Raw genomic sequence first — 24,204 nt, forward strand, 5'->3', positions numbered from 1 at the left:
GAGGAGATATATGACAAAACAACCAAGCTATCGATTTGTGGGATTTGAAGATGAGTGGAAGGAAAAGTATTTGTATGAAGTTTTAAAAGTTTCTAAAGATAGAAATGTGGATTTAGCATATGATAAAAATCAAGTATTGTCTGTATCACGTGAAGCAGGCGTGGTTAATCAAATCGAATATCAAGGAAGATCATTTGCTGGAGCAGATTTATCTAACTATAAAATAGTAAATAAAGAAAACTTAATTTATACAAAGAGTCCATTAAAAGGCGCTCCTTATGGAATTTTCCAGATATCATATACTACAGGGATAGTATCTCCGTTATACGCTGTATTCAAATCTACAAAACAAATTTTTGCCCCATTTGTTGGTTTATCACTTACGGATGATAATAAAGCTTCTAAGTATTTATCTCCTATTGTTACAAAAGGAGCCAAGAACACTATTAATATAACGGATGAAGGTAGTCTTCAAGGTAAATTACTATTTCCTAGTATCTTGGAACAAACGATAATGCATACTTTCTTCCAAGATATTGACCAGCTCATTAGCATTCAACAGCGTAAGTTAGAGGTGCTCAAGGAGCAGAAGAAAACCTACCTCAAACTCCTCTTCCCAGCCAAAGGACAAACTAAACCAGACCTTCGTTTTGCAGGATTTGAAGATGAGTGGAAGGAAAAGTATTTGTATGAAGTTTTAAAAGTTTCTAAAGATAGAAATGTGGATTTAGCATATGATAAAAATCAAGTATTGTCTGTATCACGTGAAGCAGGCGTGGTTAATCAAATCGAATATCAAGGAAGATCATTTGCTGGAGCAGATTTATCTAACTATAAAATAGTAAATAAAGAAAACTTAATTTATACAAAGAGTCCATTAAAAGGCGCTCCTTATGGAATTTTCCAGATATCATATACTACAGGGATAGTATCTCCGTTATACGCTGTATTCAAATCTACAAAACAAATTTTTGCTCCATTTGTTGGCTTATCACTTATGGATGATAATAAAGCTTCTAAGTATTTATCTCCTATTGTTACAAAAGGAGCCAAGAATACTATTAATATAACGGATGAAGGTAGCCTTCAAGGTAAATTACTATTTCCTAGTATGGAGGAGCAAAGGATAATACATACTTTTTTCCAAGATCTAGACAAGTCTATTGCCAAACAAGAGGAAAAAGTCAACCAACTCAAAGAAAGCAAACAAACCCTACTCAGAAAAATGTTTATATAAGATACCAAGACCGTAAAAAGCTACACTAAACGAATGAAAGTAGAAATTGATAGGAGACCCTATGTCACAAACAGATTTATCAAGAGAACTCTACCAATCCCTCTGGAATGCAGCGGATATCCTGCGTGGCCAGATGGAAGCCAATGAATACAAGTCCTACCTCTTGGGCTTGATTTTCTACAAGTACCTATCCGACAACATCCTCCAAACCGTCTGTGATAACTTGGACGAGACCTTTGAGTCCTTCCAGCAAGCCCAGCTTCTCTATGAGGAAAATTTTGCGAATGCGGATGTCCGTGAAGACCTCATCGAGGTCTTAAATGACGAGTTGGGCTATGTGATTGAACCTTCTCTAACCTTTACCAAGCTGGTTCAGTCTATCCACGAAGGAACCTTCCAGCTAGAGTCTCTAGCCCAAAGTTTCCGTGATATCGAGCAGGCCAATGAAAAATTTGAAAATCTTTTCGAAGATATTGACCTCTATGCGAAAAAGCTAGGCAACACCCCACAAAAGCAAAACAAGACCATCTCTGAGGTTATGAAACAGCTCAACGAACTCAATGTGTCTGGTCATGCTGGTGATATCTTGGGTGATGCTTATGAGTACTTGATTGGCCAGTTTGCCAGCGATTCTGGGAAAAAAGCTGGAGAGTTTTATACACCTCAAGCAGTTTCTCACCTCATGACTCAGATTGTCTTTGCAGGGCGGGAGCATCAAAAGGGCATGTCGGTTTACGACCCGACCATGGGTTCTGGTTCTCTCTTGCTCAATGCCAAGCGCTATAGTAAGGAAGCTTCGACAATTTCTTACTACGGTCAGGAGTTGATTACTTCGACCTTCAACCTTGCACGCATGAATATGATGCTTCATGGAGTTGCGATTGAGAACTATCACCTCAGCCACCACGATACCCTAGACGAAGATTGGCCGACTACGGAGCCGACAGACTTTGATGGGGTTTTGATGAACCCACCCTATTCACTGAAGTGGTCAGCAGATAGTGGCTTCCTGCAAGATCCTCGCTTTTCAAGTTATGGAGTTCTGGCGCCTAAGTCCAAAGCGGATTTTGCCTTCCTCCTTCACGGTTTTTACCATCTTAAGCATAATGGTGTCATGGCTATCGTCCTCCCTCACGGAGTCCTCTTCCGAGGAGCAGCCGAGCAAAAGATTCGCCAGCACCTATTAGAAGAAGGCGCTATTGACACAGTTATCGGCTTGCCAGCAAATATCTTTTACAACACCTCTATCCCGACAACCATTATTATCCTTAAAAAGAATCGCACTAACAAGGATGTCTTCTTTATCGATGCCTCAAAAGAGTTTGAAAAAGGGAAAAATCAAAACAATATGACCGAAGACCATATTGCCAAGATTTTGGAGACCTATCAAAAACGCGAGAATGTCGAGAAGTTTGCTCATCTAGCCAGCTTTGAAGAGATTGTCGAAAATGACTACAACCTCAACATTCCACGCTATGTCGATACCTTTGAGGAAGAACCCATTGTTCCCCTCGCCGACCTCGCAGACCAGCTCGCAGAGATTGATAAAGAAATTGGAGAGGTAGAAGCCAGACTCGCACATATGCGCAGCCAGCTAGTAGGTACAACGCCAGAAGCCCAAGCAGAATTAACCGCCTATCTCGAAAAATTGAATGAGATTTAGAGAGTGGGGGAAGAATGAAAAAACGCAGGTTCACTTGAGCCTGCGCTTTGGTTTCCGAAAATGTTCCGAGAATTATTTTTTCTTCCTAAAATATAATGTTGCTTAAATTTGTTTTTTAAGACGATTGTCACGCGAAAAAGTAAATTTGATTGATAATTAAAATCTTTGATTTCATAGGCCTTTAATTATTATTTTAGTATTCTTACTATGATTATGAATATAGAAATAACAATAATACTAACTAAACTTATCAATAAAATCTCAATGTTATTAGTAAAGATATTTATTACTTGAAGAACAGATACGGAAGCAATAATAAAAAGTATGGCTTCCATAAGTTTAGTATTTCTTAATTCATTAAATTGATATTTTTCCTTAATCAAGTCATATTCCTCTTGCTTTACTTTTTCCACATATTCATCGTGAATGAAATCAGAATGTTCTTTAAGATGATTAAAAAGTTCAAAAATGGCTATAAAATTCAGTCTGTACATAAAAACATATGATTTTTTATAATTGTGAGCCCATTCATTAAACTGAATAAGATGTTTTTCATTTGAAAGGTGGAATTTTTCAAGTCCGTCCATAATAGTTTCTTCAAGGCAAACTAATTGAAAAAAAGGAGTAGCCGAAGCTAAAAAGAAGCTAGCTTGTTGTAGAAAATTGGACTCAAAATTATTAGAATTATTGTTATTCCAGATGACATAATTAGAACCTTTGTTTATGTAGTTAATGTATTCTAAATCAAAATAGTCTGTTCTGTAATATTTTGATTTATTCATAGAGGATAGAGCTTGTGAAGTATATGGAGCGTTAATCATCCAAGTATACAATTTGTCTTTTTTAAAGAATTCTAATTTATTCATATCTTTCATATTAGTAATGAAATGGAGTGTAAAAAAACGTTCGCTTAATTGAATGCCTCCGCTTATTGAAGATAATTCTTTTTTTATATAATTTAAAATATCATCTAACTGTTGAGAAGAGTCCAAAGAGTATGATTTGTTTCGCTTTTTAAAATCAGGAAAGAGTTTGGCTATCATTTTGGTATACGGGTGTTGAAAGTCGACATCATAAAAAGAGTCTCTCAAATCCTCAAATAAATCAATTACTATTGATCCATTTTGATATACGGTAAGTGTGACAAAGTAGAGGTATATTTTGCTCTCTTTACCAAATTCTATAAGAGGAGAAACACAAATTTAATAAATTGATTACTCTCTGTGCTATATAACCATTTTTGCTTTTCCTTCTCAAGTTTGATAAAGTATAAGTCAAGATAGTCATTGGTCTTTTTATCAATCGCATCTTTCAAATGATGTATTTCAGAGGGGATATTCCAAAATTTATTTTTTTTAGCAATAAGTTGGTTATCTTTAGTACCTATTAAAATCATTATCGTGGCAGGATGATTTTCAAATTTATTGGTAATAATTTGTGTTAACTTTTTATTATCAATTTTATATAGGTCTGTACTTAACATATAAAAAGAAGTTATTTTAAATTCTTTGATTTTTTTAGAGACTTCAGAAATTTTTTCTCCCCAATTAATATTGATGGTCTTCTTCATACTAGGCTCCTTGATGATTTTCAAAATAATTATATCAAAAATATTCCCCTATTTGATATGAACAATCATATTCAGTTATTTTGCTAAAATTAAAAGAAAAAAGCCATTGAAACGTTGATTTCATAGGCTTTTACTGTGTTAAATTATTTAACTTCTGTAAACACAACGTGTTTGCGAAGTTTTGGTGAGTATTTCTTCAATTGAAGACGGTCTGGAGTGTTACGTTTGTTTTTAGAAGTAAGGTACAAGCGTTCACCAGATTCTTTGTGTTCAAGTGTAATATTTACGCGCATGGTATCTCCCTTCTATTATTCAGCTGATGCAGCTTTAGCGATTTTACGTCCTTTGTAGTATCCTTTAAGTGATACACGGTGAGAACGTGAGTAATCTCCAGTAGTTTCGTCAAAGTTTACAGATGGAGCTGTTACTTTGTAGTGTGTGCGACGTTTGTTTTTCTTCGCTTTTGAAGTGCGACGTGCAGGTACTGCCATTTTGATTTCTCCTTTAGGTATTTATATTCGATTCAATCTACTGATTTTCATCAACCATACTAGAATAACACATTTTTTTTGTAAAGTAAAGTTACTTGACAAAAAAAGATGAAAAAATTAGAAGGTCATTAAGTAAATTAATCGAATTTTCTGAAAATTCAAGAATTTTCTTCTGTTCATTGCTTTTAAAATGTGCTATAATAGTAAAAACTGAAATGGGAGGGAACAAATGACTGAATTAGATAAACGTCATCGCAGTAGCATTTATGACAGCATGGTTAAATCACCAAACCGTGCCATGCTTCGTGCGACTGGTATGACAGATAAGGACTTTGAAACACCGATTGTGGGAGTAATTTCGACTTGGGCGGAAAATACACCATGTAACATCCACTTGCATGATTTTGGGAAATTAGCTAAAGAAGGTGTAAAATCAGCAGGTGCTTGGCCTGTGCAGTTTGGGACAATTACCGTAGCGGACGGAATTGCTATGGGAACGCCAGGTATGCGTTTCTCTCTAACATCTCGTGATATCATCGCGGACTCAATCGAAGCGGCGATGGGGGGCCACAATGTGGATGCCTTTGTTGCTATCGGTGGCTGTGATAAGAACATGCCTGGTTCTATGATTGCCATTGCCAATATGGATATCCCAGCTATTTTCGCCTATGGTGGAACTATTGCACCGGGAAATCTTGATGGCAAAGACATTGACTTGGTTTCTGTTTTTGAGGGTATCGGAAAATGGAACCACGGTGATATGACGGCTGAGGACGTAAAACGTCTCGAATGTAATGCCTGCCCTGGACCTGGTGGCTGTGGTGGTATGTATACTGCTAATACCATGGCGACTGCTATTGAAGTTCTAGGTATGAGTTTGCCAGGCTCTTCATCTCACCCAGCTGAATCAGCTGACAAGAAAGAAGACATTGAAGCAGCAGGACGTGCTGTTGTTAAGATGTTGGAGCTCGGTCTCAAACCATCAGACATCTTGACTCGTGAAGCCTTTGAAGATGCCATCACTGTAACTATGGCTCTCGGTGGTTCTACAAATGCCACTCTTCACTTGCTTGCCATTGCCCATGCGGCTAATGTTGACTTGTCACTTGAGGACTTCAATACGATCCAAGAACGTGTGCCTCACTTGGCCGACTTGAAGCCATCTGGTCAGTATGTCTTCCAAGACCTCTACGAAGTCGGTGGTGTGCCTGCGGTTATGAGATATCTCTTGGCAAATGGATTCCTTCATGGAGACCGCATCACATGTACTGGTAAGACTGTTGCTGAGAACTTGGCTGATTTTGCAGACCTCGCTCCAGGTCAAAAAGTCATCATGCCACTTGAAAATCCTAAACGTGCAGATGGTCCGCTTATCATCTTGAACGGGAACCTTGCCCCTGATGGAGCGGTTGCTAAAGTATCAGGTGTTAAGGTGCGTCGTCACGTTGGACCAGCTAAGGTCTTTGACTCAGAAGAAGATGCGATTCAGGCTGTTCTGACCGATGAAATCGTTGATGGTGATGTAGTCGTTGTTCGTTTCGTGGGGCCTAAAGGTGGTCCTGGTATGCCTGAGATGCTGTCACTTTCATCAATGATCGTTGGTAAAGGTCAAGGAGACAAGGTTGCCCTCTTGACGGATGGCCGTTTCTCAGGTGGTACTTATGGTCTGGTTGTCGGACATATCGCTCCTGAAGCTCAAGATGGTGGACCGATTGCTTACCTTCGTACAGGCGATATCGTTACAGTTGACCAGGATACCAAAGAAATTTCCATGGCCGTATCCGAAGAAGAACTTGAAAAACGCAAGGCAGAAACAACCTTGCCACCACTTTATAGCCGTGGTGTCCTCGGTAAATATGCCCATATTGTATCATCTGCTTCACGCGGAGCCGTGACAGACTTCTGGAATATGGACAAGTCAGGTAAAAAATAAACTTAAAAAGCAAGCCAATCTCGGCTTGCTTATTTTCATCTTCAAAAGTAATTTGCCTGTTTAACGAGGTGGCAGTCCAAGGGCAATACGACCGTAGCGACTGATTCGTGTAATCTTCCAGGCAGGCGACCATGTAACTTCAACCTTGACATCTTCGATACCCTCGATTTGTTTCAGACCTGCAACGATTTCAATAGGCAAACTTTCGGCACAATCGCAGGCAGTATCGGTGAAGGTCATGACAATCTTACAGAGACCCGTTTCGTCCAGATTGATTTCATAAATCAACCCTAGATTGTAAACATCTAATTCCACATCTGTATCAAAAACCTTCTCTAGTTTTTCGATAATTTGGTCTTTTAAGGCCAAAGCGCGGTCATTGATTTTGATATCGTCTCTCATTACAGTCCCTCCACATGATAAATATCCTCTATTTTCTCATAATTCTGACAATTTGGCAAGTTTTTGATGAATTTTCTGAAAAAATATGATAATATAAAGAAAATGCCGAATCAAGGGGAAGCCTATGGAGAAGATTGGAAAAGTCTTTAGACAATTACGAGAGTCAAGAAATATCTCGCTGAGACAAGCAACTGGAGGACAATTTTCGCCGTCTATGTTGTCCCGATTTGAAACTGGTCAGAGTGAGCTTTCGGTGGAAAAGTTTCTATTTGCTCTGGGAAATATATCTGCCAGTGTGGAGGAAATCCTCTTTCTTGCGAGAGGTTTTCAGTATGATACAGATTCTGAGTTGAGAAAAGAAATCAAAGATGTCTTGGATCCAAAGAATATAGCTCCGCTTGAGGACTTGTATCGCAAGGAGTATCAAAAGCATGCCCATTCTCAAAACAAACAGAAACATATTCTAAATGCCATTCTTATCAAGTCTTATATAAAGAGCATGGATGAAAGGGTAGAGTTAACGGCAGAGGAAGGGAGAGTTCTTCATGACTACTTGTTTTCTACTGAGATTTGGGGAATCTATGAACTCAATTTATTTTCAATCAGTTCTCTATTTTTATCTGTTTCTCTTTTCACTAGATATGTACGAGAAATGGTACGTAAATCTGATTTTCTAATGGAAATGTCTGGCAATAGAAACCTTTTTCATACTATACTATTGAATGGCTTTTTAGCTAGCATTGAGTGTGAAGAATTTACCAATGCCTATTATTTTAAACGTGTTATAGAAGAGCATTTCTACAATGAAAATGAAACCTATTTTCGAATCGTCTATTTGTGGGCGGAAGGTCTCCTTGATAGCAAGCAAGGTAGAGTCAAGGAAGGCCAGAAAAAGATGGAGGATGCTGTCCGTATTTTTGAGATGCTTGGTTGTAATAAATCTGCTGAATACTATAGAAATACAACCGATTGTTGAATATCTGCAAACTAAGAAAATAATTTAAAATTTGAAGCGATAGAACTGTTGGGCTCTCTCGTGTCACTGTAGAAATTCTATCGTTTCTTTTTGCTCATTTTATTTGTTGCATATATTCAAAGTTTTTCCTCTAAAATTTCTAAGTGCTATACTATAGTCATACTTCACATAAAACTTCGAACAAGAAGGGAGATTATCTATGAAACTATTGTTTAGAAATCAAGCTTATCGACTCTTGACTTTGTCACGTTTCTTCAATGCTTTTGGTGCTTCGATTTTCAACCTGGTATTTATCGTCTATGCATCGACTTTGCCACAAGCTTCTTTTGCGGTTGCTATGGCGAATATTGTCATGATTATTCCGACTCTCTTTACAGTTTTTGTAGGGATTCGGGCAGATTACACGAGGGCCAAGGTCAAATGGATGGTCTATAGCGGTTTGTTTCAGGCGGTTTTATTTTTTCTAGTAGCCCTAGTTGTTCAGCAAGCTAGTCTCTTTGCCTTTTCTAGCCTGTGTTTAATCAATGTCATTAGTGATGTCATCAGTGATTTTGCAGGTGGTTTGCGCATGCCTCTCATTAAGGAAAAAGTAGCTGAAGATGATTTGATGGAGGCTTACTCTTTTTCCCAGTTCATTACCTATATTTCAGCTATTGGTGGTCAAGCTTTTGGAGTCTGGCTCTTAGGGCTATCGGTCAACAATTTTTCCCTCGTTGCGGGAATCAATGCCTGTTTCTTCCTAGTATCAGCCGTCATCCTCTTTTTAGGAAAAAGCAAATTGAGCCTGTCAATTTCATCTCCTGATGGTGAATCACTAAAAAATGAGAAGCTTTCTATCAAAGACCAGTTCCTAACGATTTATCGGAATTTACGTCTCGTTTTTCTTAAAGGTGGACAGAAAAACTTTGGTTTTATGCTCTGTGCTGTCTTGCTTATCAATGCCTTGGGTGGCGCTTTAGGAAGCATCTATAACATCTTCTTTTTGAGCCATTCTCTTTTGGACTTTTCTTACACAGAGGCATTATTTATCAGTCAAGTCTGTGCTTTGTTAGCAATCATCATCAGTAGCCTTACGGGCAATGATTATTTTGGGAAGCAGTCCTTGCCTAGATTGATGATGTGGGTGACCGTAGGACTCAGTCTAGTTGGTCTAGCTAATTTATTCAATCAAGTCGTACTTGGTTTACTATTTCTCTGTTCAACTCTGTATGTGTCTGGTAAAGTTCAACCAAAGATTAGTGCCATGCTCCTGAAAAATCTAGCTCCAGAGGTTCTAGCTCGTACCAGTAATTTTTTAGGTTTATTATTTACCTTATCCATACCTGTGGGAACAGCTTGTTTTTCACTTATAGCTGTATGGAATATACAGTTGACTTGGATGCTATTTGTTGGTCTCTCCTTGATAGCTATTCTTTTGACAGTTATTAATCTCAAAAATGATATCTAAATCCTAATTTTTTTCTTACTGTTTTAATCCCTCTATTTATGGTAAAATAAGACTATTAAGTTTAAAGAGGATTCCCTATGAAATTACAAAAACCAAAAGGAACGCAGGATATTTTACCTGCTGAATCTGCCAAGTGGCAGTATGTTGAGGGCTTTGCCCGTGAGATTTTCAAGCGCTATAACTATGCAGAAGTGCGTACGCCTATTTTTGAGCATTACGAGGTCATCAGTCGCTCTGTCGGAGATACGACCGATATCGTAACCAAGGAAATGTACGACTTCTATGACAAGGGTGACCGCCATATTACCCTCCGCCCAGAAGGAACTGCGCCTGTTGTTCGTTCCTATGTGGAAAATAAACTCTTCGCCCCAGAAGTGCAAAAGCCAAGTAAGTTCTACTACATGGGCCCTATGTTCCGTTATGAGCGTCCACAGGCAGGGCGCTTGCGCCAATTCCACCAGATTGGTGTTGAGTGTTTTGGATCTAGCAATCCAGCTACCGATGTGGAAACAATCGCGATGGCAGCTCATTTCTTGAAAGAAATCGGCATCCAAGGTGTCAAATTGCACCTTAACACTTTGGGGAATCCTGAGAGCCGTGCGGCCTATCGTCAAGCCTTAATTGACTATTTGACACCGCTCAAGGAGACCTTGTCTAAGGATAGCCAACGTCGTTTGGAGGAAAATCCTCTTCGTGTCTTGGACTCTAAAGAAAAAGAAGACAAGGTAGCAGTAGAGAATGCACCTTCTATCTTGGACTTCCTTGATGAAGAAAGTCAAGCTCATTTTGATGCTGTGCGTCAGATGTTGGAAAATCTTGGAGTAGACTATATCATCGATACCAATATGGTGCGTGGTCTGGACTACTACAATCACACTATTTTCGAGTTTATTACTGAGATTGAGGGCAATGACCTGACAGTCTGTGCGGGTGGTCGTTACGATGGTTTGGTTTCTTACTTTGGAGGCCCTGAAACTGCTGGATTTGGTTTTGGACTTGGTGTAGAGCGCCTGCTTCTCATTCTTGAAAAGCAAGGTGTGGCCCTCCCTATCGAAAACGCCCTAGATGTCTATATAGCAGTCTTGGGCGAAGGGGCAAATGTTAAGGCTTTGGAATTGGTACAGGCTCTTCGCCAACAAGGTTTCAAAGCAGAGCGTGATTACCTCAACCGTAAACTCAAAGCTCAGTTCAAGTCAGCCGATGTCTTTGCGGCTAAGACCCTCATCACCCTAGGAGAGAGTGAAGTCGAAAGCGGACAAGTGACGGTCAAGAACAATCAAACCCGAGAAGAAGTGCAAGTGTCGCTTGAGACTATCAGCCAAAACTTCTCAGAAATCTTTGAAAAACTAGGGTTTTAATAACAGAAAGACTGGTCAGGAACCTACCCCTGACCTTTTTCTTTTGCAAAATGACAAAAATCATAAACTTTTTGACAAATATGCTTGTCAAAAAGAAAAAGATGTGTTACAATGTAAGCAAGTTAAGAAATAAAGAAATAGGAGGGAGCCACATGTGGGTATGGATTTTTTTCCCTTTTCTCGTCTTGATTTATACGAGTCAATCTAAAAAAATCAAGCGGTTAGAGAAGAGGTTAAAGGTAATCGAAAGAAAAGAGAAAGGAAATATAGATATGTCAAGATTATTGCAAGAATTAATTGGGAAAAATCCAACAATCGTTGGACAAGTGTTTGGAACATCTTTATGGGAAGTTGTGGATGTTGATGAGGAATGGGTCAAACTACGTCATATTGATAAAAATGGAAAAGAAAAATTCAAGTTGCAACGTATTGAGGATATCCAAGCCGTTGAATTTGACGGAGAGTAGGTGTGTAACATGCAACTAAAAAACCGTCTAAAAGAGCTTCGGGCTCGCGATGGTCTCAACCAAACCGACCTAGCCAAGCTGGCAGGGGTTTCCAGACAGACCGTTAGCCTACTAGAACGGGACGAATACACCCCGTCCATTGTGATCGCCTTGAGAATATCTCAGATTTTCAATGAAACAGTCGAATCGGTATTTCGCTTAGAGGAGGATGAGTGATGAACATGTATAAAGTGATTTATTACATGAGTGTTCTTGCCCTCATTGTGAATGCTTTTGCTATGATTGGAACATTACTAGGTTGGTTCTATTTTGTTGAAAGTAAGTATTTGTTTTGGCTTAATTTATCCCTCGTGTCCATTTTCAATTGGTTGAAGAAAAAGGAGAAAAATGATGAACAAGTATAAAGTGATCTATTATGTAGTTGCCATAGCTCTATTAGTCAGCGTGTGTCTACTAATTGGAGCAAATCTAGGATGGTTTGATCTCTATTACAGTGATCAATTTATTTGGGCCTACTTTGCCCTCATCCCAGTAATTGATTGGATTGAAAAGAAATCCAAAAATCTAGCAAGTGAAAAAGGAGAATGAATATGAAAAAGAAACATGGCTTGTTATTTTTAATTCCTTTTGTCTTGGGAGTTTTTTTGTACATGTTTGTAGATATGTTGAAGGCTGGTGCCGAATTCCACGGAATTATGTTAGATGTAAAAATCTTGATACCATGGATATCAGCTATTTGTTTACTATTAGGTTTCGTTGGCATTGTTTTGACGTTCAATTTCTTAAAGAAAAGCAGAAAATTTCACTCCTTGTATCAAGAGGAAATGGATGATGATCTGAATGAGACCTATTATGTGCAAATGTATCGGAATATTGAGTTTGGAACCATTACTTCTAATATTACAAGTGTAGCGATTTTATTGGCTCTTGTCATCTCAAGTAGTGAAGTAATTGTACTCGATGTAAGTCGTATAACATTTTCCCTTTCCTTTTTGGCATTAGTGCTGTTCTTGCAGAGTCAAAAATATCTTTCTAAAACAATTGCGATTGTTCGTCAGTTTGATTTAGTATTTTTCTCTACACCAAAGGATATCTTGGACCATTTCGATTCTTATGATGAAGGGGAGCGCAAGGCTAATTTGGAACAGAGTTTTCGGATTTTATTCCAATTAAATAACTATGTCTTGCCAGCTTTGTACTTTCTGATTGCTCTCTTTTCCTTACTGACAGGAGAGATTCAGTTACTAGCCTTCTTGCTTGTAGGAGCAATCCATATTTATATCAATGTGATGCAGTTACCTATGGTAAAACGTTATTTCAAATAAAGGAGTTTCTATGATTCGTGTTGAAAATGTAAGCAAAAGTTTTGGGAGCAAAAAGGCTCTTAATCAGATTTCTTTTGAGATTAAGGAGGGTGAAATCTTTGGTTTTCTTGGCCCTTCTGGCTCAGGTAAAACAACCATGATTAACGTCTTAACAGGTCAGTTGGCTGCAGATCAAGGTAAAACAGTTTTGTTAGGTAAGAATTCTCAAGATTTAACCTCAAATGATTTGGAACAAATCGGTATTGTTAGTGATGGCAGTGGTTTTTATGAAAAGATGAGTCTTTACAAAAATCTGCTCATTTACGCTAAGTTATATGGTCTCAAGTCAGATAGAGTAGTTCAGGTGCTTCAACAGGTTGGATTGGCAGATGCTAAAGATATTATCGCAGAAAAGTTATCTACAGGAATGAAACAACGAATGTTCTTGGCTCGTGCCCTTCTGAATGCTCCTAAGATTCTCTTTCTAGATGAGCCAACCAGTGGCTTAGACCCTACAACATCTAAGATGATTCATACCCTACTTCAAGAATTAAAGCAGGCGGGGACAACTATCTTTCTGACCACGCATGATATGAATGAAGCAACTCTGCTTTGTGATCGCTTATCTCTTTTGAATAAGGGTAACCTAATAGAGTATGGAAGTCCGCAAGATATCATCCAGAAGTACCATGTGGATAAGAAAGTACGTGTGGTTTATAACGACGGACGAGAACAGATAGTTCCATTTGATGAATTACCACATTTAGACACGACAGATTTGATGGTGGTTCACTCTTGTGAGCCAACTTTAGAAGAAATCTTTATCAGATTGACAGGAGAAAAGTTAGATGTTTAGAAAATTAAATGCCCTACTATGGTTAAGATTACAAGTTCTTATCAGCAATTCAACTTTGTTGGCGACTCTATTGTTGCCTTTTGGACTGGCTGTTCTATATAATGAGTTCTTAAACAAGAGTGGAGAATTGAGTACGTATTTCCTTTCTATGAGTTTGACGATGGTCTTGAGCATGGGAAGTGGTTATATGGTATCGATTATGATGGCAGAAGATAAGGAAAAACGAAATCTTAAATCACTCATCCTAAGTGGTGTGACAGCAACAGAATATACTTTCAGTATGCTTGTTCTCCCTATTCTGATAATGTTACTTGCTATGATTGTACTTCCCATCTATCTTAGAGTAGATGTATCTGGTTATTTATTTGCTTACGTTATCTATTTGCTCCTAGCAACTATTAGTATTATTTTTCTCAACCTTCTAATCGGTGCGGTGTCAGATACTCAATCTAAAGCGCAAGTTTATAGTATCTTCCCTATGTTAATTGTCTCTTTTTTACCTATAATTGCTCTTCAAAATGATACGGCTCAGAAAGTGTTAGATTACTCGTTCGTCGGTCCTATTGTAAATCTTTTAAATCAAAAGGGTGGAGAAATATCCTTTTCTAATATCGGCATGTTACTTGCCTGGGTACTTGTGTTAGGAATAGCGAACCTCTTTGTATTGAAAAATAGCTATAAAGCAAGATAGGAGATTTATATGAAACTACTTAAAAACCTTGGCTGGTTTCTTCTAGCCATTCTATCCTTTTACTTTATCTATGGTCTGGTTCAGAGCATGGCGCTGTCAGCTCTTGGACTAGGGGCTTCAATCTTTGGAGTCTTACCACTTTATGTCGTCCTGTCAGGGGCCTATGTTTATGGAGTTTACAGATGGTATCAGACAGAAAAGGTTAGCATCCAGACGACTGCTTTTAATCGTCATATCTGGTTGCCTACTCTGGTTTTGCTAGTGGCGATTACAGCCCAGTTCTTTTTACCAGAAGATCCGTCGGTCAGTCAACAAATCGTATCTCAACTGACAGTGGAACAGCCTGCATTTGGTTTCTTTATGGTGGTGGTCTTTGCTCCTTTGACGGAAGAACTTATCTTTAGAGGGATGTTAGCACGCTATCTCTTTCCTAAGCAGGACAATAGTAAACAAACTCTGATTTTTCTTCTGGTATCCAGTATTCTGTTTGCCTTGATTCATTTCCCAGGTGATGTGCAACAGTTTTTAGTTTATGCTAGTCTTGGTTTTAGCTTGGGCTTGGCTTATATTAGCAGAAAAGGTCTGGTCTACAGTATTTCTCTCCACGCTTTGAATAATTTAGTCAGCTTTTTGATGATTCTCATGCTATAATAGAGTCAGGAGGTCACATGAAACGAGTAATTTTATTAGCAGTGATTCAAGCAGTCGTTCTATTTTTCATTATCGGAGCGCTAGCTTATGCCTTTAAGGGAGATTTCTTCTACAACTATCTAGCAGTTGTCTTTGCCCCTATTGCAGGTGTCTTGCGCTTTGGGACAGCTTACACAACGGAAATTGTCTTGCCTCGAAAGGCAGCTGAAATTGCTGAAAAGCGTAAAGCAGGCAAAAATTCAAAATAAAAGAGTCCGGTGAACTTCATCGGATTTTTGTATGGGCGTCAATTTTTAGAGTCTTCACTTGATTTTTAAAGACTGGCAAACTTTTCTGATGATTTTCATGAAGAGCCTGCGCTTTTATGGTAAAATAGTAACAGAATAAAAGAGGAGAGAAATAATGAAACGTAGTATGTATGCTGGTCGTGTTCGTGAGGAACACATCGGACAAGAAATAACCTTGAAAGGATGGGTTGGCCGTCGTCGTGACCTGGGTGGTTTGATCTTTATCGACCTTCGTGACCGTGAAGGAATCATGCAGTTGGTTATCAACCCTGAAAAAGTCTCTGCAGAGGTCATGACAACAGCTGAAAGCCTTCGTAGCGAATTTGTTATCGAGGTGACTGGACAGGTCGCTGCGCGTGAGCAAGCCAATGATAAGTTGCCAACTGGTGTAGTTGAGTTAAACGTGACAGCTCTGACAGTGCTTAATACAGCTAAGACAACACCATTTGAGATTAAGGATGGCATTGAGGCCAATGACGATACACGTTTGCGATACCGTTACCTTGACCTTCGTCGTCCAGAAATGTTGGAAAATCTTAAACTTCGTGCTAAGGTGACCCACTCTATCCGCAACTACTTGGATGAGTTGGAGTTTATCGACGTGGAGACACCATTCCTTTCTAAGTCAACGCCTGAAGGGGCGCGTGATTATTTGGTGCCGTCTCGTGTTAATAAAGGGCATTTTTACGCTCTTCCTCAAAGTCCACAAATCACGAAACAGCTCTTGATGAATGCTGGTTTTGATCGTTACTACCAAATCGTCAAATGTTTCCGTGATGAGGACTTGCGTGGTGACCGCCAACCTGAGTTCACACAGGTTGACTTGGAAACATCTTTCCTTACTGAGCAAGAAATCCAAGATATCACAGAAGGCTTGATTGCGCGCGTGATGAAAGAGACTAAAGGCATCGAAGTGACGCTTCCATTCCCTCGTATGAAATACGATGATGCTATAGCTCTTTATGGTTCTGATAAACCTGATACGCGTTTTGACATGTTGCTTCAGGATTTGACAGAAGTGGTCAAAGGTGTTGACTTCAAAGTCTTTTCAGAAGCACCTGCTGTAAAAGCAATTGTAGTCAAAGGCGCTGCGGATAACTACTCACGTAAAGACATCGACAAGATGACGGAAGTAGCCAAACAGTACGGTGCCAAAGGTCTTGCTTGGGTCAAGGTAGTTGATGGAGAATTAAACGGACCAGTTGCCAAGTTCTTGACGGACATCCAAGTAGATTTGACAACAGCGCTTGCTCTTGAAGATAAGGACTTGGTTCTCTTTGTGGCGGATACGCTTGAAGTGGCCAATGCAACTCTTGGTGCCCTTCGTGGACGTATTGCCAAAGAGCTTGGCTTGATTGATGGCGATAAATTCAACTTCCTTTGGGTGGTTGACTGGCCAATGTTTGAATGGTCTGAAGAAGAAGGTCGTTACATGAGCGCCCACCATCCGTTTACCCTTCCACAGGAAGAGACTGCTCACGAATTAGAAGGTGATTTGGCTAAAGTTCGTGCCATTGCTTACGATATTGTCTTGAACGGTTATGAGCTTGGTGGTGGTAGCCTTCGTATCAACCAAAAAGACCTTCAAGAACGTATGTTCAAGGCTCTTGGTTTCTCAGCCGAAGAAGCAAATGATCAGTTTGGTTTCCTTCTTGAAGCCATGGACTATGGTTTCCCACCACATGGTGGTTTGGCTATCGGGCTTGACCGTTTTGCCATGTTACTTGCTGGAGAAGAAAATATCCGTGAAGTTATTGCCTTTCCTAAGAACAACAAGGCAACTGACCCAATGACACAAGCTCCTTCAACAGTAGCTCTCAAACAACTAGAGGAACTCAGCTTACAAGTAGAAGAAGATGAAACAAGCAAAACGAATTAAGCGGTGGCGCTATTATCTGCGCCGCTTTGCTCATCAGATAAAAATTTTACGTGTCTTACAAAGCATCTCTCGCGAAAAATATGATGAGAAGATTTCGGCCTCACTGGTCTATGGTTTTTTATCAGCAGTAGCGGTCAATTTCTTTTTCCAACCAGGGCATGTGTATTCGAGTGGTGCGACAGGTCTGGCACAGATTATCTCTGCCTTGAGTAATCACTGGTTTGGTTTTCACATTCCTATTTCGCTGACCTTCTAGGCCATTAATTTTCCTTTGATGGTCTTGGCTTGGTATCAGATTGGCCATAAGTTCACCGTCTTTACCTTTATCACCGTATCCATGAGTTCCTTCTTTATCCAGTTTGTCCCTGTGGCGACCTTGACGGAGGATCCTATTATCAATGCCCTTTTTGGGGGCGTCGTCATGGGCTTGGGGATTGGTTTTGCTCTTCGAAACAATATCTCCAGTGGTGGAACGGATATCGTCAGTTTGACTATTCGCAAGAAAACAGGTAAGAATGTCGGTAGTATTTCTTTCTTGGTAAATGGGACTATCATGCTGATAGCAGGTGTGACCTTTGGTTGGAAATACGCTCTTTACTCTATGATTACCATCTTTGTCTCTAGCCGTGTGACAGATGCGGTCTTTACCAAGCAAAAACGCATGCAAGCTATGATTGTGACCAATCATCCAGACAAGGTAATTGAAAAAATCCATAAAAAATTGCACCGCGGAGCAACCATGATCCACGATGCAGAAGGAACCTATAATCACGAAAGAAAGCCAGTTTTAATCACTGTCATTACCCGTGCAGAGTTTAATGAATTTAAACAGATTATGAAACAGGTGGATCCAAGCGCCTTTGTCTCTGTCTCGGAGAATGTTCATATTTTGGGACGGTTCGTTGAAACAGATAATTAGTAACTAAAAAAACCAGCGCGAGCTGGTTTTTATTTTTCGATAATTTTGTGGGCGATTAACTGACGGTAACAAATTTGTTTATTGCTTTTAGCATCGTTGATAATCTGGAGAATAGTTTCAAGAGAAACACGACCAAGTTCTAGGCTATTGATATCAACATAGGCTGCTAAGTTGAGCTTGGGATTGACTGAGTCGAAGCTGAGAACAGGGACATCCAGTTGGTGCTTAGCGATATAGTCACAGACCCCTTCGGCTAAGAGACTATCGGTTGTAATGATAGCATCAATCTGCGGATCATGCTGAAAGAGGAGTTTACTAAACTGATACCCTTTTTCCTCTAGAAATTCATTTGCAAAGTAGGTCAGATTGTCATCAATAGGCAGTTGGTGTTGTTTGAGTGCTGACTCGTAGCCTGTTAAACGGTCTTGCGTTACGAAGAGTCGCTTAGTCCCTCCAATGAAGGCAATTCGTTTGCAGCCTTTTTTGATAAAATATTCGGTCGCATCAAAACCAGCTTGGACATTGTCGTTATCGACAAGAGGGATAAAGGGTGAAATGGATTTTCCTAGGATAAGGAAGGGGAACTGCTCATCAGCGACCAGTTTGACCAAGGGATCTTCCTCTTCGGCATAAAGGAAGATCAAACCATCCACACGTTTACCGTAAACCATCTGTGAAATAGCTTTAAGGCGCTCTTTTTCATCTTTACCTGTTGCAATCTGAATAGCATAGTGGTTTTCAGAAGCGACTTGGGCGATACCACGGAGGACAGATGGGAAGAAAGGATTTTGATAGAAGGCGTCTGAGTCGTCAGGAAGAACCAAGCCGATAACTTGGGTATAACTGCTTACCAAACTACGAGCGTTGAGGTTGGGGTGGTAATTGAGCTCCTTCATAGCCTTGCGAACGCGTTTTTTTGTTTCGTCGCTAATGGTTGATTTATTTTGAATAACACGGGTTACAGTTGAAGGCGAAACACCAGCAGCCTTGGCCACGTCTTTAATCGTAACGGGCATAAAAATCTCCTATTTATGGTAATCTGGATCACGGAAATGTGTTTTATAAAAGATAGTGACCAGATACAGAACAAAAAGAATGTTTTGTACAGTAATCAGGGTTGTCATATTTTGGCCAAATAATCCCAAAATAAGCGTAATCAGAGTTGGTAATCCTAAACAGTTCAAGATAAAATGGTAGCACTCTTTAAAGGTCCTAAATGAAAAGAGGCGTGATTTCTTAGTGATATAAAGGAGAAGACTCGCTCCTAGAGAGACGATAAAGAAATTCAAACCAAAGAGGAAGCTTGCACCGAGAACTAGGAAGAGACTGATATAGACACGATTTTGCTGGTACCAGTCTTTAGAAATGGCTTGGGTCAAGCTGTCTTTACTTTTGAAACTCTCAGTCTCAATCGCTCGGTAAGAGATACGGGTCAGCTCTTTACTTTCCTTGCTGATGACCAGTTCTTTCGTATCGAAATGCAGTTGCAAGTCCTTAGGTAATTCCTTGCTTTGACTTGGACCGATCGCAATAGAAGGCGCTTGACTAGCTGTTCCAGTATAAGTTAATTTGCCATCAACAATTGTAGCATGTTCGGAGAGATTCTGAACAACCTCATCTGTCAATGGTTCATAGACATTATCGATAAAGGTTTCTAGCGGATAAGTCTCCTGTGAGCTGTTTTGGATGGCAATGGGTACCATAGACAAGCTGATAAGGAAGATACTGGTAAAGAGAAGCTGAAACCAGTTGAGTCCGAAACGTTTGGACAGGGGCTTACGAAATCCCCAGATACTTGAAAAATATGAAAATGGATATGGAAGCATTTGTATCTTTCTAAAAGGTGTTTTCTATATGAGTATTATTATATAGAGAAATGTGCTTTATTTCAAGTCTAGGAGACAAATTGCTTGATACAAGGATATTATTTACAGTAGCAATCGCTAATACTCAATGAAAATCAAAGAGCAAACTAGGAAGCTAGCCGCAGGTTGCTCAAAGCACAGCTTTGAGGTTGCAGATAAAGCTGACGTGGTTTGAAGAGATTTTCGAAGAGTATAAAATGAAAAAGAGTGGCGGGGATAAATTATCCCTTGTCGCCACCACTTGTAAGTCCTGAAACAAAGTTCTTTTGTAGGAAGAAGAAGAGAATACAGATTGGAAGGGCGATGAGGATAGCACCTGCTGAGAAGTAGGCAATCTTCATGTTTTTCGCATTGTTAACGAAGGTTTGGAGACCAACGGCAACAGTAAAGTATTCTTTCTCACGAAGCAAGAAACTAGAGAGGATGTAGTCCCCGAAAGGTCCCATGAAGGCCCAGAGAGCTTGCACAGCAATCATTGGGCGAACAAGTGGAAGAACAATTTGCCAGAAGCGGCGGAAGTGTCCTGCACCGTCTAGTTTTGCGGATTCGTCTAGAGACATTGGGACTGTATCGAAGTAACCTTTCATCAACCAAGCATTCATCGGGATACCTCCACCAACATAAAGGAAGATGAGGAACCAGCTGTGGTTAAGGGCGTTCAACATAAGTGCCATAACGAAGAAGGCTGTCAAAGCGGCCATGGTTGGCACCATTTGGATAATCAAGAAGAAGACCAAACTTTGTTTACGAGCCAAGAAATTATAACGGCTGTAAGCATAACCAGCAAGTACGATGATACTTGTTTGGACAGCCATGGTAATCAAGGCGATAATCAAAGTGTTGAGGTACCAAGTACCGTACAAGGTTTCAGAGAAGAGCCCTTGGAAGTTAGCAAAACTAAAGTCGACGTTGCTGTCTAGTTTAAAGGCTACTACGTTACCAGTCTTGAAGGCTGACATGATAGTAATCAACAGTGGATAGATAATCACGATTGAAAGGCCAACTAAGTAGAGATAAGTAAGGGTTTGAGTCAGTCTACGTTTGAGTTTGATTGAGTTATTCATCTTAGACGTCCTCCATATCAAATGCGTGTAGTTTCTTGAATGCGATCATAGAGATTGAGATGACAATGATAGAGATAATCAAAGTAACAGCTGCCGCCATAGAGTATTGAGGAGATGTACCTGTTGTCAAACGGTAGATCCATGAGATCAAGATATCGGTTGAACCAGCTCCACCACCGACACTACCAGGTCCTCCAGCATTAAAGAGATACATGATAGAGAAGTTGTTAAAGTTGAAGGTGTATTGGCTAATCAAAGTAGGTGCCGCAACAGCCAAGATCATTGGGAAAGTGATGTTGCGGAATTTTTGCCAAGCATTGGCACCGTCAATATAAGCTGCTTCGTAAAGGTCGTTAGGAATAGATTGCAAGATACCCAAAGTCAAAACGTAGATGTATGGGAATCCAAGCCAACCTTGCATCATAATCAAGGCTATCTTAGTCCAAGTTGGATCTGTTTTCCAAGGAATAAGAGCACCATCAAGGAAAGGAAGGAATTTAGCCAAGATTGGCAATACTTGAGTGTTGATTGCTCCGACACTATCGTTAAACATGTTTGAGAATGTCAAGATAGTGATGAAGGCTGGGACAGCCCAAGGAAGAAGGAAAATAACACCAAAGATACGTTTTCCTTTGATAAATGGTTGGTTAGCAATGATGGCTGTGAAGATACCGATGACGATTTGTAAAGTTGAGGCAGCCAAAGCCCAGATGATAGTCCAAGAAAGAACAGCACCAAAGGCAGAACGGAAGGTACTCAAACTCCAGATGTTCGTAAAGTTGGTCAAACCAACCCAATCCAACAATTTGTTTGGTGGCAAGTGTTGGAAGTCATAGTTGGTAAAGGCGATCATCAAGGTTACGATAACTGGGAAGATAATCGCAAAAGTCATTGCAATATAAGATGGAATGATCAAGAGATAAGGGAAGCCATTTTCATAGATTCCTTTAATCATATCTTTTAGCGTAAGTGGTACTGGAATTCCATTGTTAATACGTTTTGCGATAGTATGTGCATCTTTAATATTTGAGAAATAAAAGAGTACATAAACGACTACAAAGATTAAATGGAAGGCACCACGAATCAGCATGAAGAGGGAATTATCACGACCTGGCTTGTCACCAAGAGTGATGAGATTGCTCAATTCAGGGGCTGCAAGTGCTAGGAAATAAAGGACGAAGACAAGGGTTACACCAAGGAAGATAAAACCTTTGGCTTTTTGCTTATTGTAAATCTGTCCTAACCCAGGAATGATAGACAGCAGGGCTGCTTTACTAGGTTGTTGCTTTTCCATAATAACTCCTTTCATAGAATACTGGTTTTTAGATAAAACCTAAACTATTTATGTTTCTATTGATAAATTCAAAGGGGGATTTGAATTCTACCCCCCTTGAACAAATTTTTTATTCACCAAATTTTTGTTTGATTGTTTCTTTGATCAATGTTACAGCATCGTTAGCAGCTGTTTTAGCATCTTTCTTACCACTTACAGAGTCAAAGAGCATGTTAGCAGCTGGTTCCCAAACTGCAGACATTTGAGAGATGTTTGGCATTGGTTGAGCGTTCTTGAACTGTTTGATAACAGCTGTTGTCAACTCATCGTTTTTACCTTCAGCGTATGAACGAGCCTCAGTGTTAGCTGGGATTTCGTTAGTCTTATCGTAGAAGGCTTTTTGTTGTTCAGTTGAAACAAGGAAGTCTACAAATTTTTGTGCGCCTTCAAGGTTCTTAGTGCTTGATGGGATGATCCAAGCTTTACCACCACCGAATGCTGCGTAATCTTTTCCGTTTGGAAGAGTTGGGATAGTAGCAACACCGTAGTTTACTTTAGCATCTTTGAAGGCTTGAGCTTTCCAAGGTCCATCAATGATAGCAGCTGTTTTACCTTCTTGGAATTGAGTTTGGATTAAGTTTCCAGCAGCTGTACCATCTTGCATACCTTTAGGCCATTTTTCATACCAAGATTTAGCGTAGTTGATACCTGCGATAGCACCTTCGTTTGCAAGACCGATGTCTTTAGGATTTTTACCGTTATCGCCAAATACATAAGCTCCGTTACCAGCAAGAAGTCCGTATGCGTAGTAGAAGTTTGTCCAGTCAGCTAGGAAAGCAGAAGTTTTTCCATCTTCTCCAGCGAAGGCATATTTGCTATCTTTAGCAAGGTTTTCTAAGTCAGCAAAAGTTTTTGGAGCTTCTTTTACCAAGTCTTTGTTGTAGTACATAACAAGTGACTCGATAACGGCAGGAGCACCGTAAACTTTACCGTCAGCAGCTGTTACAAGAGATTTAGTTTTATCATCTGTTTTAGCACCGTCGCTCAATTTAACTTCTGAAAGTTGTCCGTCAGTACCAAGGCTACCTACACGGTCGTATGGAGCCATCATAACGTCAGCAGCTTGACCTGACTGGTTGTCAAGAGAAAGTTTGTCAAGACCACCAAGTTGGTCACCAGATTTGATGTTAACTTTTGTTCCTGATTCTTTTTCATAAGCTTTAGCAACTGTTTCAGCATAAGCTTTGTATTGGTCTTCGACGTAAAGAGTGATTTCTTTCGCTTCAGATGAACCAGAATCAGCAGGCTTATCAGCAGTTTTGCTTCCGCAAGCTACCAAAAGCAAGCTAGCAAGTGTAGCAGTTCCAAGCACAGCAGCGCTCTTCATGAATTTAGATGACATAGTGTATTCCTCCTAAAGAATAACAAATTTTATAATGAGGAAACGCAAACGTTTTCCTTTATGGGACTAGTATAGCACAATCGGAAAGCGGTTGCAAGTGTTTTTTGTAAAAATTTTTAAAAAAATTGTAAAAAAAGTAAACGCTTCATCGTCATATAGATAGTAGAAAATCCCAAAAATCGGTTTTGTTTTAAATTTAAAAAAAGTTGAGAAAACGATTGCCTAATTTACAAATGGGAAGCAGAGAGGTTTTCACTTTATTTTTGCTTAATAAGATAAGTGAACCCCTTATTCCTATTTGGTTTGTTTCCTGAAAGAATATATATACGAGTAAGAAGAAAAAATTTTTAAAAAATAATCAAAAAAGTTATTTAAAACCGCTTGCATTTATTAAGAAAATGAGCTATACTAATAGTAGCGCAAACGTTTGCGTTCATAAAAATGTAATATCTAACTATAAACACATGAG

At 39.5% G+C, this 24,204-nt stretch carries 26 protein-coding genes and 1 pseudogene; 17 read left to right on the forward strand and 10 right to left on the reverse strand.

The features are described from left to right. Positions 1 to 10: 10 nt before the first annotated feature. Both M594_RS00485 and M594_RS00490 read left to right on the forward strand, forming a co-directional pair. Entirely contained in the window at positions 11 to 1,237 is a 1,227-nt protein-coding gene (locus M594_RS00485) for a restriction endonuclease subunit S (protein ID WP_173875684.1), read from the forward strand. Positions 1,238 to 1,298: 61 nt separating this feature from the next. Beyond that, positions 1,299 to 2,900 carry a type I restriction-modification system subunit M gene (locus tag M594_RS00490; protein WP_173875685.1) on the forward strand — a complete coding sequence of 534 codons (1,602 nt, stop codon included), beginning with the start codon at positions 1,299 to 1,301 and terminating at the stop codon, positions 2,898 to 2,900. A gap of 188 nt (positions 2,901 to 3,088) precedes the next feature. Here the strand turns inward: M594_RS00490 and M594_RS10070 are convergent, their stop codons facing one another. The 4 genes from M594_RS10070 to rpmF all read right to left on the reverse strand — a co-directional run bounded on the left by M594_RS10070 (position 3,089) and on the right by rpmF (position 4,961). After that, positions 3,089 to 3,943: a hypothetical protein gene (locus M594_RS10070; RefSeq protein ID WP_254597159.1), complete on the reverse strand. Its 855-nt coding sequence runs from the start codon at positions 3,941 to 3,943 to the stop codon at positions 3,089 to 3,091. A 137-nt stretch (positions 3,944 to 4,080) separates the two neighbouring features. Then, positions 4,081 to 4,470, reverse strand: a complete 390-nt coding sequence (locus tag M594_RS10075) for a hypothetical protein (RefSeq protein ID WP_254597160.1) — start codon at positions 4,468 to 4,470, stop codon at positions 4,081 to 4,083. A gap of 143 nt (positions 4,471 to 4,613) precedes the next feature. After that, positions 4,614 to 4,763, reverse strand: a complete 150-nt coding sequence (gene rpmG, locus M594_RS00500) for a 50S ribosomal protein L33 (RefSeq protein WP_001265622.1) — start codon at positions 4,761 to 4,763, stop codon at positions 4,614 to 4,616. A 15-nt stretch (positions 4,764 to 4,778) separates the two neighbouring features. Then, entirely contained in the window at positions 4,779 to 4,961 is a 183-nt protein-coding gene (rpmF, locus tag M594_RS00505; protein WP_000290417.1) for a 50S ribosomal protein L32, read from the reverse strand. A 229-nt stretch (positions 4,962 to 5,190) separates the two neighbouring features. On the opposite strand from rpmF, the gene ilvD reads away from it, so the two are divergent. After that, positions 5,191 to 6,894, forward strand: coding sequence for a dihydroxy-acid dehydratase (gene ilvD, locus M594_RS00510; RefSeq protein ID WP_117306186.1), 1,704 nt, complete (start codon positions 5,191 to 5,193; stop codon positions 6,892 to 6,894). A 60-nt stretch (positions 6,895 to 6,954) separates the two neighbouring features. Here the strand turns inward: ilvD and M594_RS00515 are convergent, their stop codons facing one another. Further along, entirely contained in the window at positions 6,955 to 7,296 is a 342-nt protein-coding gene (locus M594_RS00515) for a metal-sulfur cluster assembly factor (RefSeq protein WP_033681053.1), read from the reverse strand. A 124-nt stretch (positions 7,297 to 7,420) separates the two neighbouring features. On the opposite strand from M594_RS00515, the gene M594_RS00520 reads away from it, so the two are divergent. The 14 genes and pseudogenes from M594_RS00520 to M594_RS00585 all read left to right on the forward strand — a co-directional run bounded on the left by M594_RS00520 (position 7,421) and on the right by M594_RS00585 (position 18,131). Continuing rightward, positions 7,421 to 8,272, forward strand: a complete 852-nt coding sequence (locus M594_RS00520) for a helix-turn-helix domain-containing protein (RefSeq protein ID WP_049544535.1) — start codon at positions 7,421 to 7,423, stop codon at positions 8,270 to 8,272. Between the two features lie 199 nt (positions 8,273 to 8,471). Beyond that, complete coding sequence (locus M594_RS00525) at positions 8,472 to 9,719, forward strand: transporter (RefSeq protein ID WP_173875686.1); 1,248 nt, start codon at positions 8,472 to 8,474, stop codon at positions 9,717 to 9,719. Positions 9,720 to 9,796: 77 nt separating this feature from the next. Then, a complete protein-coding gene (gene hisS, locus M594_RS00530) occupies positions 9,797 to 11,077 on the forward strand; it encodes a histidine--tRNA ligase (protein WP_101776924.1) in 1,281 nt (426 codons plus the stop codon). Then, positions 11,077 to 11,544 carry a hypothetical protein gene (locus M594_RS00535; RefSeq protein WP_173876726.1) on the forward strand — a complete coding sequence of 156 codons (468 nt, stop codon included), beginning with the start codon at positions 11,077 to 11,079 and terminating at the stop codon, positions 11,542 to 11,544. The genes hisS and M594_RS00535 overlap by 1 nt, the downstream gene beginning before the upstream one ends. Positions 11,545 to 11,553: 9 nt before the next feature. Then, positions 11,554 to 11,760 carry a helix-turn-helix transcriptional regulator gene (locus tag M594_RS00540; RefSeq protein WP_173875687.1) on the forward strand — a complete coding sequence of 69 codons (207 nt, stop codon included), beginning with the start codon at positions 11,554 to 11,556 and terminating at the stop codon, positions 11,758 to 11,760. After that, the gene (locus M594_RS00545; protein WP_173875688.1) at positions 11,760 to 11,948 is read left to right on the forward strand and encodes a hypothetical protein; all 189 of its coding nucleotides are present in this window, start codon (positions 11,760 to 11,762) and stop codon (positions 11,946 to 11,948) included. The genes M594_RS00540 and M594_RS00545 overlap by 1 nt, the downstream gene beginning before the upstream one ends. Beyond that, on the forward strand, positions 11,935 to 12,132 hold the full coding sequence (locus M594_RS00550; protein WP_173875689.1) for a hypothetical protein: 198 nt from the start codon (positions 11,935 to 11,937) through the stop codon (positions 12,130 to 12,132). Before M594_RS00545 ends, M594_RS00550 begins: the two co-directional genes overlap by 14 nt. 2 nt (positions 12,133 to 12,134) lie before the next feature. Continuing rightward, positions 12,135 to 12,869: a DUF3169 family protein gene (locus M594_RS00555; RefSeq protein ID WP_302478531.1), complete on the forward strand. Its 735-nt coding sequence runs from the start codon at positions 12,135 to 12,137 to the stop codon at positions 12,867 to 12,869. Positions 12,870 to 12,879: 10 nt separating this feature from the next. Continuing rightward, on the forward strand, positions 12,880 to 13,704 hold the full coding sequence (locus tag M594_RS00560) for an ABC transporter ATP-binding protein (RefSeq protein ID WP_173875691.1): 825 nt from the start codon (positions 12,880 to 12,882) through the stop codon (positions 13,702 to 13,704). After that, positions 13,697 to 14,395, forward strand: coding sequence for an ABC transporter permease (locus M594_RS00565; protein ID WP_173875692.1), 699 nt, complete (start codon positions 13,697 to 13,699; stop codon positions 14,393 to 14,395). Before M594_RS00560 ends, M594_RS00565 begins: the two co-directional genes overlap by 8 nt. Before the next feature lie 9 nt (positions 14,396 to 14,404). After that, complete coding sequence (locus M594_RS00570; RefSeq protein WP_173875693.1) at positions 14,405 to 15,046, forward strand: CPBP family intramembrane glutamic endopeptidase; 642 nt, start codon at positions 14,405 to 14,407, stop codon at positions 15,044 to 15,046. Between the two features lie 17 nt (positions 15,047 to 15,063). Next, positions 15,064 to 15,294, forward strand: a complete 231-nt coding sequence (locus tag M594_RS00575; protein WP_000832184.1) for a hypothetical protein — start codon at positions 15,064 to 15,066, stop codon at positions 15,292 to 15,294. A 154-nt stretch (positions 15,295 to 15,448) separates the two neighbouring features. Beyond that, a complete protein-coding gene (aspS, locus tag M594_RS00580; RefSeq protein ID WP_173875694.1) occupies positions 15,449 to 17,212 on the forward strand; it encodes an aspartate--tRNA ligase in 1,764 nt (587 codons plus the stop codon). Continuing rightward, positions 17,190 to 18,131, forward strand: a pseudogene (locus M594_RS00585) (YitT family protein). Before aspS ends, M594_RS00585 begins: the two are co-directional and overlap by 23 nt. Before the next feature lie 29 nt (positions 18,132 to 18,160). On the opposite strand, the gene M594_RS00590 reads toward M594_RS00585, so the two are convergent. The 5 genes from M594_RS00590 to M594_RS00610 all read right to left on the reverse strand — a co-directional run bounded on the left by M594_RS00590 (position 18,161) and on the right by M594_RS00610 (position 23,735). After that, positions 18,161 to 19,147, reverse strand: a complete 987-nt coding sequence (locus M594_RS00590; protein WP_173875695.1) for a LacI family DNA-binding transcriptional regulator — start codon at positions 19,145 to 19,147, stop codon at positions 18,161 to 18,163. A gap of 9 nt (positions 19,148 to 19,156) precedes the next feature. Continuing rightward, positions 19,157 to 19,957, reverse strand: a complete 801-nt coding sequence (locus M594_RS00595) for a DUF1189 domain-containing protein (protein ID WP_173875696.1) — start codon at positions 19,955 to 19,957, stop codon at positions 19,157 to 19,159. A 260-nt stretch (positions 19,958 to 20,217) separates the two neighbouring features. Further along, positions 20,218 to 21,060 carry a sugar ABC transporter permease gene (locus tag M594_RS00600; RefSeq protein WP_001065658.1) on the reverse strand — a complete coding sequence of 281 codons (843 nt, stop codon included), beginning with the start codon at positions 21,058 to 21,060 and terminating at the stop codon, positions 20,218 to 20,220. A gap of 1 nt (position 21,061) precedes the next feature. Continuing rightward, on the reverse strand, positions 21,062 to 22,354 hold the full coding sequence (locus M594_RS00605; protein ID WP_173875697.1) for a carbohydrate ABC transporter permease: 1,293 nt from the start codon (positions 22,352 to 22,354) through the stop codon (positions 21,062 to 21,064). Between the two features lie 109 nt (positions 22,355 to 22,463). Next, the gene (locus tag M594_RS00610) at positions 22,464 to 23,735 is read right to left on the reverse strand and encodes an extracellular solute-binding protein (RefSeq protein WP_173875698.1); all 1,272 of its coding nucleotides are present in this window, start codon (positions 23,733 to 23,735) and stop codon (positions 22,464 to 22,466) included. Between the last annotated feature and the right edge of the window lie 469 nt (positions 23,736 to 24,204).

The sequence above is a fragment of the Streptococcus mitis genome, from assembly GCF_013305725.1.
Classification (GTDB): Bacteria; Bacillota; Bacilli; order Lactobacillales; family Streptococcaceae; genus Streptococcus; species Streptococcus mitis_BO.